The organism is Stappia sp. TSB10GB4 (assembly GCF_900185745.1).
In the GTDB taxonomy this organism is placed as follows: Bacteria; Pseudomonadota; Alphaproteobacteria; order Rhizobiales; family Stappiaceae; genus Stappia.
Genome location: NZ_FYAV01000041.1, coordinates 109246 through 127095 on the forward strand (window position 1 = coordinate 109246; position 17850 = coordinate 127095).

Annotated in this window: 15 protein-coding genes; all 15 read right to left on the reverse strand. The window is 68.5% G+C overall.

Annotation, left to right across the window (positions count from 1 at the left end; translation table 11 throughout):
* Window positions 1-79: 79 nt before the first annotated feature.
* The 15 genes from pnp to TSB10GB4_RS08810 all read right to left on the reverse strand — a co-directional run bounded on the left by pnp (window position 80) and on the right by TSB10GB4_RS08810 (window position 17780).
* On the reverse strand, window positions 80-2197 hold the full coding sequence (gene pnp, locus TSB10GB4_RS08740; RefSeq protein ID WP_186395424.1) for a polyribonucleotide nucleotidyltransferase: 2118 nt from the start codon (window positions 2195-2197) through the stop codon (window positions 80-82).
* 327 nt (window positions 2198-2524) lie between these two features.
* On the reverse strand, window positions 2525-2794 hold the full coding sequence (gene rpsO / locus TSB10GB4_RS08745; RefSeq protein WP_186395425.1) for a 30S ribosomal protein S15: 270 nt from the start codon (window positions 2792-2794) through the stop codon (window positions 2525-2527).
* Between the two features lie 3 nt (window positions 2795-2797).
* Entirely contained in the window at window positions 2798-3772 is a 975-nt protein-coding gene (gene truB, locus TSB10GB4_RS08750; protein WP_186395426.1) for a tRNA pseudouridine(55) synthase TruB, read from the reverse strand.
* A 4-nt stretch (window positions 3773-3776) separates the two neighbouring features.
* Complete coding sequence (rbfA, locus tag TSB10GB4_RS08755; protein WP_186395427.1) at window positions 3777-4256, reverse strand: 30S ribosome-binding factor RbfA; 480 nt, start codon at window positions 4254-4256, stop codon at window positions 3777-3779.
* 161 nt (window positions 4257-4417) lie between these two features.
* Window positions 4418-7093, reverse strand: a complete 2676-nt coding sequence (infB, locus tag TSB10GB4_RS08760; RefSeq protein WP_186395428.1) for a translation initiation factor IF-2 — start codon at window positions 7091-7093, stop codon at window positions 4418-4420.
* Between the two features lie 7 nt (window positions 7094-7100).
* Window positions 7101-7781: an RNA-binding protein gene (locus tag TSB10GB4_RS08765; protein ID WP_186395429.1), complete on the reverse strand. Its 681-nt coding sequence runs from the start codon at window positions 7779-7781 to the stop codon at window positions 7101-7103.
* 56 nt (window positions 7782-7837) lie between these two features.
* Window positions 7838-9490: a transcription termination factor NusA gene (gene nusA, locus TSB10GB4_RS08770; protein ID WP_186395430.1), complete on the reverse strand. Its 1653-nt coding sequence runs from the start codon at window positions 9488-9490 to the stop codon at window positions 7838-7840.
* A 98-nt stretch (window positions 9491-9588) separates the two neighbouring features.
* Entirely contained in the window at window positions 9589-10167 is a 579-nt protein-coding gene (gene rimP, locus TSB10GB4_RS08775) for a ribosome maturation factor RimP (protein WP_186388576.1), read from the reverse strand.
* A gap of 179 nt (window positions 10168-10346) precedes the next feature.
* A complete protein-coding gene (locus TSB10GB4_RS08780; RefSeq protein ID WP_186395431.1) occupies window positions 10347-11033 on the reverse strand; it encodes a tRNA (guanosine(46)-N(7))-methyltransferase TrmB in 687 nt (228 codons plus the stop codon).
* 114 nt (window positions 11034-11147) lie between these two features.
* Entirely contained in the window at window positions 11148-12320 is a 1173-nt protein-coding gene (metK, locus tag TSB10GB4_RS08785; protein ID WP_186395432.1) for a methionine adenosyltransferase, read from the reverse strand.
* A gap of 424 nt (window positions 12321-12744) precedes the next feature.
* Entirely contained in the window at window positions 12745-13152 is a 408-nt protein-coding gene (locus TSB10GB4_RS08790) for a helix-turn-helix domain-containing protein (protein WP_067223230.1), read from the reverse strand.
* A 207-nt stretch (window positions 13153-13359) separates the two neighbouring features.
* Window positions 13360-14955 (reverse strand): apolipoprotein N-acyltransferase, encoded by a 1596-nt coding sequence (gene lnt, locus TSB10GB4_RS08795; protein WP_208984598.1) that lies wholly within the window; start codon window positions 14953-14955, stop codon window positions 13360-13362.
* 133 nt (window positions 14956-15088) lie between these two features.
* The gene (locus TSB10GB4_RS08800; protein WP_186395433.1) at window positions 15089-16189 is read right to left on the reverse strand and encodes a hemolysin family protein; all 1101 of its coding nucleotides are present in this window, start codon (window positions 16187-16189) and stop codon (window positions 15089-15091) included.
* 17 nt (window positions 16190-16206) lie between these two features.
* Window positions 16207-16740: an rRNA maturation RNase YbeY gene (ybeY, locus tag TSB10GB4_RS08805; RefSeq protein WP_186395434.1), complete on the reverse strand. Its 534-nt coding sequence runs from the start codon at window positions 16738-16740 to the stop codon at window positions 16207-16209.
* The gene (locus TSB10GB4_RS08810; RefSeq protein WP_186388947.1) at window positions 16737-17780 is read right to left on the reverse strand and encodes a PhoH family protein; all 1044 of its coding nucleotides are present in this window, start codon (window positions 17778-17780) and stop codon (window positions 16737-16739) included. Before TSB10GB4_RS08810 ends, ybeY begins: the two co-directional genes overlap by 4 nt.
* Window positions 17781-17850 lie beyond the last annotated feature (70 nt).

Here is a 17850-nt window from a genome sequence, read left to right on the forward strand (position 1 = left end):
CAGAGAGCGGTGGGCCGGACGCGAGGTCCGGCCCGTATCGCTTTGTCGTGGAGACGGGCCGGGGCCCGCCCGCGAAGGCTCAGTCCTCCGCGGCGAGCTCCTTGCCGGTCTCCTGGTCGACGACCTTCATCGACAGGCGGACCTTGCCGCGCTCGTCGAAGCCCATCAGCTTGACCCAGACCTTGTCGCCTTCCTTGACCACGTCGGTGGTCTTGGCGACCTTCTGCGGGGCAAGCTGCGAGATGTGGACGAGGCCGTCCTTGGCGCCGAAGAAGTTGACGAAGGCGCCGAAGTCGACGGTCTTGACGACGCGGCCCTCGTAGATCATGCCGACTTCCGGCTCGGCGGCGATGGAGTTGATCCAGTTGATCGCCGCCTTGATCGCCTTGCCGTCGGCCGAGGCGACCTTGACGGTGCCGTCGTCCTCGATGTTGACCTTGGCACCGGTCTTCTCGACGATCTCGCGGATGACCTTGCCGCCGGAGCCGATGACTTCACGGATCTTGTCGACCGGGATCTTCAGCACCTCGATGCGCGGGGCATGCTCGCCGAGCTCGGCGCGGGCCTCGGACAGGGCCTGCGACATCTCGCCGAGGATGTGGATGCGGCCGTCGCGCGCCTGGCCGAGCGCGACACGCATGATCTCCTCGGTGATGCCGTCGATCTTGATGTCCATCTGCAGCGAGGTGATGCCGTTGGTGGTGCCGGCCACCTTGAAGTCCATATCGCCGAGGTGATCCTCATCGCCGAGAATGTCGGAGAGCACCGCGAAACGGTCGCCTTCCTTGATCAAACCCATGGCGATGCCGGCCACCGGCGCCTTCAGCGGCACGCCGGCATCCATCAGGGCCAGCGAGGTGCCGCAGACGGTCGCCATCGACGAGGAGCCGTTGGACTCGGTGACCTCGGACACGACGCGCAGCGTGTAGGGGAACTCGTGATGCGCCGGCAGGAGCGGGCGCACGGCGCGCCAGGCCAGCTTGCCATGGCCGATCTCGCGGCGGCCGGGCGAACCCATGCGGCCGGTCTCGCCGACCGAGTAGGGCGGGAAGTTGTAGTGCAGCATGAAGGCGGACTTGTAGGTCCCCTCCAGCGCGTCGACGAACTGCTCGTCGTCGTTGGTGCCGAGCGTCGCGACGACCAGCGCCTGGGTCTCGCCGCGGGTGAACAGCGCCGAGCCATGGGTGCGCGGCAGGATGCCGGCCTCCGAGACGATCGGGCGGACCGTCTTCAGGTCGCGGCCGTCGATGCGCTCGCCCTTGTCGAGGATGGCGCCGCGGACGATCTCCGCCTCCAGGTCCTTGAACAGGCCGCCGATGACGACCTTGTCGATGCCGGCGTCCCCGGCCTCGCCGGCCAGGGTCTCGACCGTTTTGGCCTTGACCGCGTCGATGGCGTTGCGGCGCTCGGTCTTCTCGCGGATGGCATAGGCGGCCGTCAGGTCGCCGGCCGCCAGCTCCTTGATGCGGGCGGCAAGCGCCGAGTGATCCGGCAGGTTGAGATCGCGCGGCTCGCGGGCAGCGGTCTCGGCCAGCTTGATGATCGCGTCGATCACCGGCTGGAAGCCCTTGAAGCCGAACATCACGGCCTTCAGCATGTCGTCCTCGGAGAGCTCCTTGGCCTCCGATTCCACCATCAGCACCGCTTCGCCGGTGCCGGCGACGATCAGGTCGAGGGCGGATTCCGGCATGTCGTCGATCAGCGGATTGAGCACGAACTCGCCGTTGATCATGCCGACGCGGGCGCCGCCGATCGGGCCCATGAAGGGAACGCCGGAGATCGTCAGCGCAGCCGACGCGGCGACCATCGCCAGAATGTCCGGCGCGTTCTCCATGTCATGCGACAGGACGGTGGCGATCACCTGGGTGTCGCACTTGAAGCCGTCGACGAAGAGCGGGCGGATCGGCCGGTCGATCAGGCGCGAGGTCAGCGTCTCGTGCTCGGACGGACGGCCCTCGCGCTTGAAGAAGCCGCCCGGGATCTTGCCGGCGGCGAAGGCCTTTTCCTGGTAGTTCACGGTCAGCGGGAAGAAATCCTGGCCGGGCTTCGGCTCCTTGGCGGCGACCACGGTGGCCAGCACCTTGGTCTCGCCATAGGTGGCGAGCACGGCGCCGTCGGCCTGGCGGGCGATCTTGCCCGTCTCCAGCACCAGCGGGCGTCCGCCCCAATCGACTTCCACGCGATGAATATCGAACATGTTGTTATCCTATTTCGGTCACCCGGCCCGCATCCATATGCGGCCCGGGCTGCTCCCATGGGCAGGCGGAGACGGCATCGTGCCGGCTGCGCCATTCAAGCGACGCGCCATGGGCAAGACAGCAGGAGGCTCGTTCCCGCCCGGCGCGATGCCGGGCGCTCAAGCCGCCTGCTATCCTGCCCCATGACCGTCTTTTGCCGCCAGTCCGGCGGCAGATGGACCGTCTTTCGCCGCCAGTCCGGCGGCAGATGGACCGTCTTTCGCCGCCAGTCCGGCGGCGGATGCGCAAACGCGGCGCCCTTGCGGACGCCGCGTTGCCCGTACCGGTTAACGGCGCAGGCCGAGGCGCTTGATCAGATCCTGATAGCGGCCCTCGTCGGTCTTCTTCAGATAGTCGAGAAGCGACCGGCGCTGGCTCACCATCTTCAGCAGGCCACGGCGGGAATGGTTGTCCTTGCCATGGCTCTTGAAGTGGTCGGTCAGATTGGCGATCCGCTCGGAGAGAATGGCGACCTGCACGTCGGCAGAGCCCGTGTCTCCTTCCTTGATCGCGTATTCCTTGATCAGTTCCGCCTTGCGTTCAGCGGTAATCGACATCGGTCATGTCCTTTCAACGATGTCCGCCCCGGACGTGTCCGGAGCGAGATTGAACACGCGCCGCGGCAAGAGTTCCCCGCGCTCGATCTCGCCGATCGCCACCAGTTCTCCCTGAGTGGTCACTGACACGAGGCCCGAAAACGCCGGGGCATCCCGCCCGCGCAGCAAAACGCCCTGCCCCCGTCGGAGGCGGGCGGCATCCTGCCGGCTGACGGCCAGCGCCGGGATGTCGTCCAGCGCGGTCTCTACAGGCAGAATGAAATCGGCATGCGCCTCGGTCAGGCCCATGCCGGGCGCACATTGCCCCAACTCCTCCAGAGTTTCCAGCGGAATCATGTCCTCCTCGTCGAAAGGACCGACGACAAGGCGCCGCAAGGCGGCAACATGGCCGCAGGTGCCGAGCCGCTCCGCGATGTCGCGGGCGAGCGCGCGCACATAGGTGCCCTTGCCGCATTCCGCCTCGAACACCGCGTGGTCGCGGTCGGGGCAGTCGACAAGGTCGAGCCGGTGGATGTCGATCTCGCGCGCCGCAAGCTCGACCTCCTCGCCGCCGCGGGCAAGGTCATAGGCGCGCGCGCCGTCCACCTTGATCGCCGAATATTTCGGCGGAACCTGGAGGATCGTGCCGGTGAACTCCGGCAGCACCGCGGCGATCTCGGCCGCAGCCGGGCGCGCGTCGCTGGTCGCGACGACCGGCCCTTCGGTGTCGTCGGTCTCCGTCGCCTCGCCCCAGCGGACGGTGAAGCGGTAGACCTTGCGCCCGTCCATGGCGAAGGACACGGTCTTGGTCGCCTCGCCGAAGGCCACCGGCAGCAGGCCGGAAGCGAGCGGGTCGAGCGTGCCGGCATGGCCGACCTTCTCCGGGTGGAGGATCTTCTTCAGCCGCGTCAACGCCTCGTTGGAGGTGATGCCGACCGGCTTGTCGAGCACCAGCCAACCGTCGATGCGGTTGCGGGCCGCCTTCCTGCGTCGTGCCATGCGCCTAGCGTCCACCCTGATCCGGAGCGTCCTCGGGGGCGTCGTCGGGGGTCTCGCCGGGGGCGTCGTCGGAAGTCTCGTCCGCCTCGTCCTCGGCAAGGTCGCGGCGCACCTCGTCGCGGGACAGAAGCGCGTTGATGCGGTCGTCGTCGTCGAAGCGGGTGTCGAGGACGAAGCGCAGGTCGGGCAGGAATTTCATCGTCAGCCGGCGCGCCAGCTCGCGGCGGATGATGCGGGCGCTGCGGTTGAGCGCCTCGATGACACGCTCGGCGTCACGGCCGCCAAGCGGCATCACCAGGCAGTTGGCGAGCCGCAGGTCCGGCGTCATGCGCACCTCCGGCACGGAGATGATGGTGCCGTCGAGGGCCGGATCGGCCAGCGTGCCGCGCGCCAGGATGTCGGAGACTTCCTTGCGCACCAGTTCGCCGACGCGAAGCTGCCGCTGCGACGGCATTCCCGCGGAATGTCTGTTGTTCGGGGCCATGGAGCCGGTCCACTTCTTTCCGGATCGTCAGGGACTAAAGAATCTTCGGGGCCGGGATCCTTCGGGAAAACGGCGGTTTCCCGGCACGTCCCCGATCCGGGCCAAACGGCAAACGCCGGCGGGACGGTCCCGCCGGCGTGCAAGACACGCGGCCGCGCCCCTCAGAGGGTGCGGGCCACTTCCTCCACCCGGTAGCACTCGATGACGTCGCCCGGGCGCATATCCTGGTAGTTCTCGAAGTTCATGCCGCATTCCTGGCCGGACTGGACTTCCTTGACCTCGTCCTTGAACCGCTTCAGCGTGCCGAGCTTGCCCTCGTGGATCACCACGTTCTCGCGGATCAGGCGCACCTGGGCACCGCGCTCGACGATGCCTTCCGTGACGAGGCAGCCGGCCACCTTGCCGACCTTGGTGATGTTGAAGATTTCCAGGATCTCCGCATTGCCGAGGAAGGTCTCGCGGCGCTCCGGCGACAGCAGGCCCGACATCGCCGCTTTCACGTCATCCACCAGGTTGTAGATGATGTTGTAGTAGCGGATCTCGATGCCTTCGCGCTCGGCCGCCTCGCGCGCCTGCTTGTTGGCGCGGACGTTGAAGCCGATGATCGGCGCGTTGGAGGCGGCCGCCAGCGTCACGTCGCTCTCGGTGATGCCGCCGACGCCGGCATGCAGGATGCGCGCCTTGACCTCGTCGGTGCCGAGTTGGTCCAGCGCACCGGCGATTGCCTCGACCGAGCCCTGCACGTCGCCCTTGACGACCAGCGCGAACTCCTTGTGGCCGCTCTGCTGCAGACGGTTCATCATCTGCTCGAGCGAGCCACGGGCACCGCTGGCGAGGACCGAGGCCTTGTCGCGCTTCTGGCGCTGACGGTAGTCGACGATCTCGCGGGCGCGGGCCTCGTTCTCGACGACGGCGACCATATCGCCGGCATCGGGCGTGCCGTTGAAGCCGAGGACCTCGACCGGCTTGGAGGGCGGCGCCTCCTTCACCTGCTGGCTGTTCTCGTCGAGCATGGCGCGCACGCGGCCCCACTCGGAGCCGGCCACCACGATGTCGCCGACCTTCAGCGTGCCCTTCTGCACCAGAACCGTCGCCACCGGACCACGGCCCTTGTCGAGCTGCGCCTCGATGACGATGCCCTCGGCGGTGCGGTGCGGGTTGGCCTTCAGTTCCAGAACCTCGGCCTGCAGCAGGATCATCTCCAGCAGCTTGTCGAGATTGGTGCCCTTCAGCGCCGAGACCTCGACGTCGATGACGTCGCCGCCCATCGATTCCACCACGATGTCCTCGCGCAAGAGGTCGGTGCGCACGCGGCTCGGATCGGCCGACGGCTTGTCCATCTTGTTGATCGCGACGATGATCGGCACGCCGGCCGCCTTGGCATGGGCGATGGCTTCCTTCGTCTGCGGCATGACGCCGTCATCGGCGGCCACCACCAGGATGACGATGTCGGTGGCCTTGGCGCCACGGGCCCGCATCTGGGTGAAGGCGGCGTGGCCCGGCGTGTCGATGAAGGTGATCTTGTTGCCGCCCTGCTCGACCTGATAGGCGCCGATATGCTGGGTGATGCCACCGGCCTCGCCCTGCACCACGTTGGAGCGGCGCAGCGCATCGAGCAGCGACGTCTTGCCGTGGTCGACATGGCCCATGATCGTGACGACCGGCGGACGCGACTCCATCGTGTCGTCCGCGTCGGGAGCGGAGAACAGGCCCTCCTCGACATCGGCTTCCGAGACGCGCTTGACCGAGTGCCCCATCTCCGAGGCGATCAGTTCCGCCGTGTCGGCGTCGATCACATCGTTGATCTTGAGCATCTGCCCCTGCTTCATCAGCAGCTTGATCACGTCGACGGCCCGCTCGGCCATGCGGTTGGCGAGCTCCTGGATGGTGATCGCCTCGGGCAGAACCACCTCGCGGGAGATCTTCTCGCGCACCACCTGCTGGCCGGCCCGCTTCTCCTTCTCGCGGCGGCGACGCAGCGAGGCGAGCGAACGGCTGCGCCCCTCGTCATCGCCGGTGGCGGAGGAGATGGTCAGCTTGGACCGGCGACGGTCGTCGGCGCCGGGGGTCTTGGCCGGGGCGCGTACCGGCGCAACCTTGGCGCGCTTGACGGCCTTCACGCCGCCCTTGCGGCTGTCCTCGTCGTCTCCCTCGGCCCGGCGGGCCGGGGCGGCGGGAGCCGCGGCGGCCGGCTTGCGCGCGGCCTCGTCACGGGCGGCCGGAGCCGGCGCGTCAGCCGACACCTCGCCGACTGCGGCAGAGATCGCGTCGGCCGCGTCCGAGGCCGAAACCTTCTCGCGGCCGTCGTCGCTCTTCTTGCGCTCGGCCTCCTCGGCGGCACGACGGGCGGCCTCCTCGGCCTCCTGCCTGGCGCGCTCGGCTTCCTCGACCTTGCGGCGTTCTTCCTCGATGGCGCGCAGGCGCTCTTCTTCCTCGCGCCGCTTGCGGTCCTCGGCGTCGCGGCGCTGCGCCTCGATCAGGGCCTGCTGCCGGGCAGCCGCCTCGTCTTCGGTCAGAGTGCGCAGGATGTTGCCACCACGCGGCCGCTGCTGCCCGGACGTCTCCGACCGGCGCGAGGGCGTCGCCGGCTCGATATCGGGCCGGCGCTGGGGGGGCGGCGCCACGCTGCGCGGTGCCGCCTCGGCCTCGGCCTCCGGCTTGCCGCCTTCGCCCGGCAGGACGACCCGGCGCTTCTTCTTCTCCACCACGACCGCCTTGGTGCGGCCATGGGAGAAGCTCTGACGAACAGTGCCCTGCTCGACGCCGGGCCGCTTCAGGCCCAGTGTCTTGCGCTCCATGCTGATCGTCTTGTCGCCGGGGTTCTTCGTTTCGCTCATATCGCCTTCAGTCCTGGATCACCGCATCGCCCGCACCGTCATTCGAAACCGGATCGTCGAGCGTTCCGGCAACCGGGGTCCTGTCGGATTCGGTACGGAAACGCTCCAGTTCCTCAACCCGGACGAGAGCGTTCTCGCCTGCCCGGCCTGCAAGCAGTGCAGCATGTATCACATTTGACCGACCCAATGCCAAATCCAATTGAGCCGATGTAAAACAGCCGATGATCCGGCAACCGCCGGTATCGGCAAATCGCGCCCGCGCGATTGCCGCGAGCTTTCTGGCCCCGTCGTCGCCGCCATCGCGCGCCTGGACGAGTCCGATGATATCCTGCCCGCGCACCGCCGCCTCCACCTTGGCGAAGCCGCTGACGACCTCGCCCGCCTTTCGGGCCAGAGACAGCGCGTTCAGCGCGGACCGCTCAAGAAGGGCCTCGACCTGGTCGGCGAGGTCGCCCTCCACCCGCACGGTCCCATCCTTGAGCGCGCGGGCAAACACCTTCTTCTTCTGGGCCTCGGCGACCGACTGGCGGCTCGCCGTGATCCAGACGCCCCGGCCCGGCAGACGGCGCCGCAGGTCGGGGACGATAGCGCCGTCCGGGCCCGCGACGAAACGGATCAGGTCCTCCACCGGCCGCACCGCGCGGGTCAGCGCGCAGCTTCGTTCCAATGGCTCGTTTCGTTTCGGCACCCGTCTTGCTCCGCCGGTCGTTCGACCCTAACCCAACCGGGTCGGGCCCAGCCGGATCAAACCTCGTGCACCACACCGCTTGCGGCGATGCCCGCCTCGTTCTCGTCCGTCTCGCCCTCGTCCGTCTCGTCCCCGGCCGGCTCCTCGTCGGATGCCAGGTCCGCCTCGGTGATCCAGCCCGCCTCGAGGCGCGCGGACATGATCATCTCCTCGGCCTCGGCGCGGCTGAGATCGAACCCGCTCAGCGCGCCCTCGTGGCGGGTGACGGTGCCGTTGGCGCGCTCGCTCCAGCCGACGAGATCGTCGGTGGCGCAGCCGGCGAGATCCTCGACGGACTTCACCCCATCCTTGCCGAGCGCGACCAGCATGGCCGTGGTCAGACCGGAAATGCTCCTGAGATCGTCGGAAACGCCGAGTTCACGGCGCTCCTCGTCGAGCTTCGCCTCAATCTCGTCGAGATATTCGCGGGCACGTGCCTGAATCTCGTCGGCGGTCTCCTCGTCGAAGCCCTCGATCGTGGCAATCTCTTCGCGCTCGACATACGCCACTTCTTCCACGGAGGCAAATCCTTCGGACGCCAGAAGCTGGCCGACGACCTCGTCGACGTTCAGCGCCTCCATGAAGAGCTGGGTGCGATCGGTGAATTCCTTCTGGCGGCGCTCCGACTCGTCATGCTCCGTCATGATGTCGATCGCCCAGCCGGTCAGTTGCGAGGCGAGGCGAACATTCTGGCCGCGGCGGCCGATCGCCAGCGAGAGCTGCTCGTCCGGCACCACCACCTCGATGCGCTCGGCATCCTCGTCGAGCACCACCTTGCTCACCTCGGCCGGCTGCAGCGCGTTGACGATGAAGGTCGCGTGATCCGGGTTCCACGGGATGATGTCGATCTTCTCGCCCTGCAGCTCGCCGACCACCGCCTGAACGCGGCTGCCGCGCATGCCGACGCAGGCGCCGACCGGATCGATGGAGCTGTCCTTGGAGATGACGGCGATCTTGGCGCGCGAGCCCGGATCGCGGGCCACCGCCCGGATCTCGATGACGCCGTCGTAGATCTCCGGCACTTCCTGGGCGAAGAGCTTGGCCATGAACTGCGGATGGGTGCGCGACAGGAAGATCTGCGGGCCGCGCTGCTCGCGGCGCACGTCGTAGACATAGGCGCGGATGCGGTCGCCGTTGCGGAACAGCTCGCGCGGGATCAGCTCATCGCGGCGCACGATGGCCTCGCCGCGGCCGAGGTCGACGATGACATTGCCATACTCGACCCGCTTGACCACGCCGTTGACGATCTCGCCGATACGGTCCTTGAACTCGTCATACTGGCGGTCGCGCTCGGCCTCGCGCACCTTCTGCACGATCACCTGCTTGGCCGACTGGGCGGCGATGCGGCCGAAGTCGAGCGGCGGCAGCGGTTCGGCGATATAGTCGCCGAGGCGCGCCATCGGGTTGCGGCGCAGCGCCTCCTCAAGGTCGATCTCCGTCGAGGTGTTCTCGACGCTCTCGACCACCAGCAGCAGGCGCTGCAGCTTGATCTCGCCGGTGCGCGGATTGATCTCGGCACGCACCTCGGTCTCGGAGCCGTAGCGCGAGCGCGCCGCCTTCTGGATCGCGTCCTCCATCGCGGCGATGACGATGCCGCGGTCGATCGTCTTTTCGCGCGCGACCGCATCCGCGATCTGCAGCAGCTCCAGCCGGTTCGCACTGATTGCCATCTCAGTCCACTCCTCTCGCGCCGGTCCGTGCCGGCGCTTTCCTGTCATCTGGAAGGGCTCGGCCGCTTCCGTCGGAATTCCCGTTGCCGCCGCGCGGCTCAGCCCTCGTCCGCGCCGTTGGCGCCGGCCTTGCGCCGCGCCGCCTTGTCCGCCTTCAGCGAGGCCTCGACCAGCGCGTCGGTCAGCACCAGGCGGGCCTCGGCGATGTCGGCGAGCGTCAGGCGCACGTCCGGCTCGCCGTCGTCCGGCAGATCCTCCAGCCGCAGCACCAATTCGCCGCCCTCGACGGCGCGGATCTCGCCGCGGAAGCGCTTGCGGCCGTCGCGCGGCACGGCCAGCTCCAGCTTGGCGAGATGCCCGCGCCAGCGCTCGAAATCGATGGCCCGCACCAGCGGCCGGTCGATGCCGGGCGAGGAGATCTCGAGATGATACTCCCGATCGATCGGATCCTCGACATCGAGGACCGGCGTCACCGCGCGGCTCACCGCCTCGCAGTCGTCGACGGTCATGGTGCCGTCGGGGCGCTCGGCCATGATCTGCAGGGTGAAGCCGTTGAGGCCCGACAGCTTGACGCGCACGAGGCGGAAGCCGAGATCGACGATCGCCGGCTCGACCATGGCCGCAATGCGCGCTTCCAGTCCGTTCTCGCGAACGATCCGCGTTTCCTGATCCTGCAAAACCGTCTCCCCGGAGCCGCCGAAGGGCGACCACCAAAACAAAAAGAGCGGGTCCCCGGAAGGGCCCACTCTCATACTGCTCATGCGAGCCGATAGAGAATTGAAGTGGGTTCACTATAGCGGGCCGGCGGGCGAACGCAAGAGAATTCGCCGCATCGCCCGGATCCCGCCCGCCGGTCTCAGCGCCGGCGGAACTCCAGATAGTGGCCCTTGCGGCCCTCGCGATAGGCCTTGGCCTCGTAGCGGGTGCCGGGCCAGGGCTGCCACGGGGTCAGCCAGTCGGCCGCGCCGTCCGCCGTCCACTCGAAGGCGGGATGGGCGAGCAGGCGGGCCAGCGTCCAGTCGAGATAGGTGTCGATGTCGCTGGCGAAGCGGTAGAGCGCGCCGGGCTTCAGCACCCGGGCGAAGCGGTCGAGATTGACCGGATTGACGAAGCGGCGCTTCCAGTGCCGGCGCTTCGGCCAGGGATCGGGATAGAGCTGGTAGAGGCCGTCGAGCGAGGCGCCCGGCAGCCAGTCGAGCAGCTTGATCGCGTCGTCGCCATAGACCCGGACATTGGCGAGGCGCTCGGCCTCGATCTCCACCACCGCCTTGGCAAGGCTTGCGACGAAGGGCTCGACGCCGAGAAAGCCGGTGGCCGGCAGGCGCCGCGCCTCATGCAAAAGGTGCTCGCCGCCGCCGAAGCCGATCTCCATCCACACCGCCTCGACCGGCGCCTCGAACAGGGTGCGCAGGTCCTCAGGGGCGGGATGCGACAGGTCCGGCTGCAGCCGCCGCAGCGCCGTCTCGAACACCTCCCGCCGCTGCGCCCGCAGCGGCTTGCCGACGCGGCGGCCGAAGAAGGAACCCTTGCTGTGATCGGTCATGCGTGAGGTCCGGCACTTCCCGCCCTGGCCCGGCCGGGCGGCGGAAACGAAATCCGCCCGGCACCAGCGTGCCGGGCGGGAGGACAGGCCGGGGCCTTGCGGCCCGGCGCGATGTCAGGCGGTGGCGCTGCGCAGGGCGTCGACCAGATCGATCTTCTCCCAGGAGAAGCCGCCATCGGCCTCCGGCTCACGGCCGAAATGGCCATAGGCGGCGGTGCGGGCATAGATCGGCCGGTTGAGGCCGAGATGCTGGCGGATGCCGCGCGGCGTCAGGTTCATCACCTCGCGCAGGGCCTTTTCCAGCTTCGCCTCGTCAACCTTGCCGGTGCCGTGCAGGTCGACATAGACCGACAGCGGCTCGGCGACGCCGATGGCATAGGAGAGCTGGATGGTGCAGCGGTCGGCGAGATCGGCCGCGACGACGTTCTTGGCGAGATAGCGGGCCGCATAGGCGGCCGAGCGGTCGACCTTGGTCGGGTCCTTGCCCGAGAAGGCGCCGCCGCCATGGGGCGCCGCGCCGCCATAGGTGTCGACGATGATCTTGCGGCCCGTCAGGCCGGCATCGCCGTCGGGTCCGCCGATCACGAAGGCGCCGGTCGGGTTGACGTGCCAGGCGGTGTCCTTGCCGACCCAGCCGGCCGGCAGGGCGGTCAGGATATAGGGCTCGACGATGGCGCGGATGTCGTCGGAGGTCAGCTTCGCGTCGAGATGCTGGGTCGACAGCACGATCGAGGTGACGCCGACCGGCGCGCCGTTCTCGTAGCGCACCGTCACCTGGCTCTTGGCGTCCGGCCCGAGCACCGGCTCGCGGCCGGAGCGGCGGGCCTCGGCCAGCAGACGCAGGATCTTGTGCGAATAGTGGATCGGCGCCGGCATCAGCTCCGGCGTCTCGCGGCAGGCATAGCCGAACATGATGCCCTGGTCGCCGGCGCCCTCGTCCTTGTTCTCGGCGGCGTCGACGCCCTGGGCGATATGGGCCGACTGGGCATGCAGATGGACGGCGATGTTGCAGGTCTCCCAGTGGAAGCCATCCTGCTCGTAGCCGATGTCGCGAATGGCGAGGCGGGCCAGATGCGCGACATATTCGTTGGTGATCGTCGCCGGGCCGCGGGTCTCGCCCGCGATCACCACGCGATTGGTGGTTGCCAGCGTTTCGCAGGCAACGCGCGCCTCCGGCATCTCGGAGAGGAAGGCGTCGACGACCGTATCCGAAATGCGGTCGCACACCTTGTCGGGATGACCTTCCGACACGGATTCGGAAGTGAAGAGATAATCTTGACGAGCCACGTTCAACCGTCCTTCTGGGAAGAATAGAAAGAAGCGGCGAGGATTCCCGCCGCCACGCACGACACATGCCAGCGAAGACGACGGCTCGTCAAGCCATGCGGCCGACGAGCGGCCACGCGGAAATCGCAGGTCCGGGCGAGGGATGCGCCGCCGCGAGCCTGTCGCCCGGGTGCCAGGGAGGCGGCCGGGGCTGGCGTGGGCGCGGGCGTGGGGGCGGGAGGACGCCGCGCGGGCCAGCTACGAGAGCCCGTTACGCGGGCCAGGCACACGGGCCTGATGCACGCCCCGGATGCGGCCGTGCGGACGCAGGCACACTCATGCGCAGGGACAAGCATGCGCGGGGACAAGCATGCGCGGGGACAAGCATGCGCCGGGAGAGGAGGGGATCCGCCTCCGCCCCTCTCCCGTCGGGTCGCGAAAAGGATCAGACCTCTTCGCCGGCGAGGGCGCGCACCAGGTCGACGACGCGGCGGCGCACCTTGGCGTCCTCGATCCGCACGAAGGCCTTGTTGAGCGACAGGCCCTCGGAGGAGGAGAGGAAGTCGACCACATAGGATGCCGGCTTGGCTTCGCCGAAGCCGCTCGCATCTTCCGGCGTGCCCGGCGCGTCCTCGAAGAAGAAGGCCACCGGCACCTTCAGGATCGTGGCGATATGCTGCAGTCGGCTGGCCCCGATACGGTTGGTGCCTTTTTCATACTTCTGAATCTGCTGAAATGTGATGCCCAAGCTTTCTCCAAGCTTTTCCTGGCTCATTCCAAGCATCATCCGGCGCAACCGCACGCGGCTGCCGACATGCACATCGATGGGGTTCGGCGCTTTCTTGCTACTCATTCTTGTCTTCTTTCTGGGTCTGTCGGTTGCTGTGACCATGCTATTCTTACCCAGCGTTTCTTTGCCCGACCCCAACATGCCTCGCCGGATACGGGCATCCGTCGAGAGAAACATCATGGCCGAACCGACGCCAGTTCGCAGGATTGCAACCCTTTCTTTGCAGCAGGTTGCAGCGGTTGTTATGATGCCGTGCCGCGACGCGACCCGTCAATCATTACGCGCATACCCTAAGTACCGCGTTATCAGGAGGGTGCCAAGAAAAACTATCAGCAGAACTAACAATACCTTTTGCCCATAGAGCGCGAAAAGCCCTGCGGGGGCCGCAGAGGGCAGGCGCGTGTCGATGATCGCGGCCGCCATCAGCGGGCGCAGTTCGACCACCCGGCCATAGGCATCGACAACCCCTGATATGCCCGTGTTGGCGGCACGCACAACCGGCAAGCCCTGCTCGACCGCCCGCATGCGTGCCTGGGCGAAATGCTGGCGGGGTCCGGGCGTGTCGCCGAACCAGGCGTCATTGGTGACATTGAGCAGGAATCCCGGCCGGCCGTCGCGCGAGGTCGCGGCCTGCGGGAAGATCGCCTCGTAGCAGATCAGGGGCAGGAAGGACGGGCCGGCGACCGGCGCCAGGGTGCGATGGCGGAAGCCGGCGCGGAAGGTGCCGGGAAGCGCCACCAGCTTGGTCAGGCCGATCGCCTCCAGCATGTCGCCGAGCGGCAGGTATTCGCCGAAGGGCACGAGGCGCACCTTGTCATAGGCATCGCGGATCGTGCCCTCGCCATCGATGACGAAGACGGAGTTGTAGAAGATCCGGTTGCCGGCATCCTCGACGCTGGCGCGGATCGCCCCGGTGACCAGCGTGTCGCCCTCGCGCAGCAGGCCGGCGATCGCCGCCAGCGCATCGGGAGACTCGGTCAGCAGGAAGGGCGGCGCGGATTCCGGCCAGATCACCAGGCGCGGCAGGTCCGCGTCCTCCTCCTCCCCCCGCCAGGGCGCGCGGCTCGCGTCCAGATAGGTGGCAAAGACGGCGGCGCGGTTGCCCGGCTCCCACTTCTCCTCCTGCGGGATCGACGGCTGCACCACCCGCAGGGCGACCGGCTCGGTCCCGGCGTCCGGCGACAGGGACAGGCGCGCGGCGCCATAGCCGGCAAGGGCGGCGAAGAGCAGCAGCGAGACCACGCCCATCCGCCGCCCGCCGCGCGTGCCGTCGGCAAAACCGGCAAGGCCGCAGAAGATGGTCGCCACCAGCAGGCCGAGCCCATAGACCCCGACCAGGGCGGCCGGCTGCATCAGGGCCGCATAGTCGCCGAAGGCATAGGCCCACAGGTTCCAGGGAAAGCCGGTCAGCACATGGCCGCGCAGCCAGTCGCCGAGCGTCAGAACCAGCGCCAGCAGCAGCAGCCGGTCCGGCCCGTCGCGCCAGGCCAGCGCCGCCAGCGCCAGCGCAAGCCCGGTGAACAGCGCAAGGCCGGCCGGCAGCAGCACGATGGCGAAAGGGATCATCCAGGCGAAGAGGTCCGCCTCGACCAGGAAGGCGCGGCCGATCCACCACAGGCCGGCCAGATGAAAGCCGAAGCCGAACCACCAGCCGATGGCGAAGCCCGGACGCAGCCGCCGGCCCCAGCCCTGCCCGTCGCAGATCGCCCCGTCGAGCAGCCAGACCAGCGCCGGCATCGACAGGGCGAGCACCGGGAACAGGCCGAAGGGCGGCATGGCGAGCGCGGCGAGCGCGCCGGCGAGGGCGGCCAGCAGCCAGCGCCGCCAGCCATGCGCGAGAAGAAAGACCTGTGCGAGGCGCAACACTGCGTCGGCTCCTGCATTGACATCGGGAATGCGCCGGTGGGGGCGAATCACCAGCCCCTCACCAGACCATTCCCGGCGCCCCGACGCCGGTCAAGGGCGGCCGCAAGCCAGAAGCGAATGCGAATTCACCCAACTAGCCCGGCCGATCCGGCCGGCGCAGCCGCCGCCGCGTCTCCGCATGGCGTGCCTCGGGACGCCGCGCCCGGATCCGCAGCCGCTTGATCCGCCGCGGATCGGCATCGAGCACCTCGAACTCGTAGCCGGGAAGCGCGCGGGCGGTGAGCAACTCGCCGCGCACCGGCACCCGGCCGACCAGGGTGAAAACCAGCCCGCCCAGCGTGTCGACCTCCTCGGCGAGATCGCCGAGCTGGAAGCCGGTGCCCAGCGCCTCCTCGACCTCCTCGATCGGCACCCGCGGATCGGCCACCCAGACGCCGTCGGCGACCTTCTGGATCATCGCCTCCTCGTCCTCGTCGTGCTCGTCCTCGATGTCGCCGACGACGGTCTCGACGATGTCTTCCAGCGAGACCAGGCCTTCGGTGCCGCCATATTCGTCGATCACCAGCGCCATCTGCACCCGGTCCGCCTGCATCTTCGCCATCAGGTCGGTCGCCGGCATGGACGGCGGCACGAAGAGGACGGGGCGGATCAGGTTGGCCTCCGCCAGCGGCAGGGAGAGATCGATGCGGGTCAGGTCGAAGCCCTGCGGCTCGTTGCTGACGGCGCCGGCCTCGCCGTCGCGCCGGTCTTCCGGCATCGCGCGGCCGGCGAAAAAGGCCATCAGGTCCTTGATGTGAACCATGCCGCGCGGATCGTCCAACCCGTCGTGGTAGACCGGCATGCGCGAATGGCCGCTCTCGCGGAACACGTCCATCAGCCGGGCGACGGAGACGCTGTCCTCGACCGCGTCGATATCGGCGCGCGGCACCATGACGTCCTCCACCCGCACCTCGCGCAGGCGCAGGATGTTGGACAGGAGGATGCGCTCTTCCGGCGTGAAGCTGGCGCTGTCGTCGGCCTCGCGGGCCAGTTCGTCCTGGAGATTCTGGCGCAGCGTGCCCGCACCGTTGCCCGGCCGGCGCAGGCCGGCCAATCGTTTCAGGGCATCGGACCACACGCTGCGCAGCGATCGCTGCGGTTCGCCGTCGGTCTGGGCGGCTTCCGCCGCCGCTCCGGCGGCCGCGCCAGGCGACGCCGGAGTGTCGGTCGTACTTCGGACCTCTGTATCGTTCATATCGGTTTCACGCCCGCTCAGGCAGGCGTCTCGCTCTCCGTGTCATGTCCGGCCGCAGGCGGGTCCCGGTAGGGGTCGGCAATGCCCAGAACGGCAAGAATCCGCCGCTCCAGAGCTTCCATCTCCTCGGCCTCGTCCTCCATTTGGTGATCATAGCCGAAAAGGTGAAGGAATCCGTGCGCAACAAGATGCGTCACATGGTCGGAAAAGGCGATTTCCAGCGCCTGCGCCTCCCGCACCACCGTCTCGCGGGCGAGGATGATGTCGCCGAGCAGCGGCCCGAAGGGCGGCTCGTCCTCGTCGCCGCCGGGGAAGGACAGCACGTTGGTCGGCGCATCCTTGTCGCGCCAGTCGCGGTTGAGCTCGCGCACGCGGGCATCGTCGGCGAAGACGACGGACAGTTCCGCCCCCTCGACAAGCTCCAGCCCGGCCTCGGCGCAGGCGATGCCGACGACCCGTGCGACGAGGGCCTCGAGCTCCGCCGGCGCGGGCCAGCCCTCGGCCTCCACCGCGACATCGATCTCCGGCAGGACGCCCGAGAAACCGCTCATGCGGCCGGTCCCCGCCGCGGCGCGCGCCGCGCCGCCTCGGCGGCGGCCTCCGCCGCGTCGCGCTCGGCACTGGCCTCGCGGCCGGCCTCGTCATAGGCGCGGACGATGCGGGCGACGAGCTCGTGGCGCACCACGTCGACCTCGGTGAAACGCACCTGCGCCACGCCCTCGACGCCCTCCAGCAGCGCCAGCGCCTCGCGCAGGCCCGACTTCTGGCCCGGCGGCAGGTCGACCTGGGTCGGATCGCCGGTGACGATCATCCGCGAGTTCTCGCCAAGGCGGGTCAGGAACATCTTCATCTGCATGGTGGTGGTGTTCTGGGCCTCGTCCAGGATCACCACCGCATTGGACAGGGTGCGGCCGCGCATGAAGGCGAGCGGCGCCACCTCGATCATGCCGGACTGCAGACCGCGCTCGACCTTTTCCGCCGGCATCATCTCGTAGAGCGCGTCGTAGAGCGGGCGCAGATAGGGATCGACCTTCTCCTTCATGTCGCCGGGCAGGAAGCCGAGCCGCTCGCCCGCCTCCACCGCCGGGCGCGACAGGATCAGCCGGGCGACGTCGCCGCGCTCCAGCAGCGCCGCCGCATAGGCAACGGCGAGGAAGGTCTTGCCGGTGCCGGCCGGGCCGACGCCGAAGGTGAGATCGGCCCGGTCCATGGCGCGGATATAGGCATCCTGCGCCGGGGTGCGGGCGAGCACCGTCTTGCGGCGGGTCGAGACCTGCGCATAGCTCAGGTGCGAGCGCGGCTCGATGGCCGGCAGGTCGAGTTGCGCCTCTTCGGCCGCCGCCATGCGCAAGGCCCCTTCCACGTCGCCAGGGTGCAGTTCATAGCCCTGCTGCAGGCGGGCATAGAGCGATTCGAGCGCCCGGCGCGCCTGCTCGCAGCCGCCGTGCCGTCCCTTGATGATCACCTGATTGCCGCGCGCCACCGCATCGACGCCGAGGCGCTGCTCGATAAGCGCGAGATTCTGGTCGAACTGGCCGAAAAGGTCGCCGACAAGCCTATTGTCGTCGAAGGCCAGAACCACATGGGTCATGTCCGAAGCGGGGACCGCGGCGCGGTACCCTCCCCGGCCGGGCGTCCGGCTGGCGCCGTTCAAGCGGCTT

Excerpts from the sequence above, each read along its gene's own strand:
- pnp (WP_186395424.1), bottom strand. The coding sequence starts at position 2,197 with ATGTTCGATATTCATCGCGTGGAAGTCGATTGGGGCGGACGCCCGCTG.
- rpsO (WP_186395425.1), bottom strand. The coding sequence starts at position 2,794 with ATGTCGATTACCGCTGAACGCAAGGCGGAACTGATCAAGGAATACGCG.
- truB (WP_186395426.1), bottom strand. The coding sequence starts at position 3,772 with ATGGCACGACGCAGGAAGGCGGCCCGCAACCGCATCGACGGTTGGCTG.
- rbfA (WP_186395427.1), bottom strand. The coding sequence starts at position 4,256 with ATGGCCCCGAACAACAGACATTCCGCGGGAATGCCGTCGCAGCGGCAG.
- infB (WP_186395428.1), bottom strand. The coding sequence starts at position 7,093 with ATGAGCGAAACGAAGAACCCCGGCGACAAGACGATCAGCATGGAGCGC.
- nusA (WP_186395430.1), bottom strand. The coding sequence starts at position 9,490 with ATGGCAATCAGTGCGAACCGGCTGGAGCTGCTGCAGATCGCGGATGCG.
- TSB10GB4_RS08780 (WP_186395431.1), bottom strand. The coding sequence starts at position 11,033 with ATGACCGATCACAGCAAGGGTTCCTTCTTCGGCCGCCGCGTCGGCAAG.
- TSB10GB4_RS08790 (WP_067223230.1), bottom strand. The coding sequence starts at position 13,152 with ATGAGTAGCAAGAAAGCGCCGAACCCCATCGATGTGCATGTCGGCAGC.
- TSB10GB4_RS08800 (WP_186395433.1), bottom strand. The coding sequence starts at position 16,189 with ATGAACGATACAGAGGTCCGAAGTACGACCGACACTCCGGCGTCGCCT.
- ybeY (WP_186395434.1), bottom strand. The coding sequence starts at position 16,740 with ATGAGCGGTTTCTCGGGCGTCCTGCCGGAGATCGATGTCGCGGTGGAG.
- TSB10GB4_RS08810 (WP_186388947.1), bottom strand. The coding sequence starts at position 17,780 with ATGACCCATGTGGTTCTGGCCTTCGACGACAATAGGCTTGTCGGCGAC.